Below are 269 nucleotides of genomic sequence, written 5' to 3' on the forward strand. Positions count from 1 at the left end.
CGAAACGTTCGGTGACGCGCCAACCCATGTTCACATCCCGGGTGGCGTCGCTGCCGCGGACAAACGGGTACGAACCCGGAAGGCCTGGCTCGTCGAGCTCATCGAGTCGTGTGTACAGCGGCTTGATGACCAGTTCGTCCGGCGTGATGGTCGACAACAACGCTTCGGGGCTGTCGGTCAGGTCCGCGGCGTCGATCCGCTTGGACTTGGCCAGCACCTGCGCGGCAGAGTCGGACCATCGCTGGTAACTGGCCTCCAGGTCTTGGAGG

1 protein-coding gene is annotated in these 269 nt (G+C 64.3%); it reads right to left on the bottom strand.

Annotated features, from left to right (window positions below):
• Positions 1 to 269 (bottom strand): methylmalonyl-CoA mutase family protein (locus SB717_RS36245; protein WP_410907850.1); only part of this gene is annotated, 269 nt, incomplete at both ends.

This window comes from Priestia sp. SIMBA_032 (genome assembly GCF_046535215.1).
GTDB classification, from domain to species: domain Bacteria; phylum Bacillota; class Bacilli; order Bacillales; family Bacillaceae_H; genus Priestia; species Priestia aryabhattai.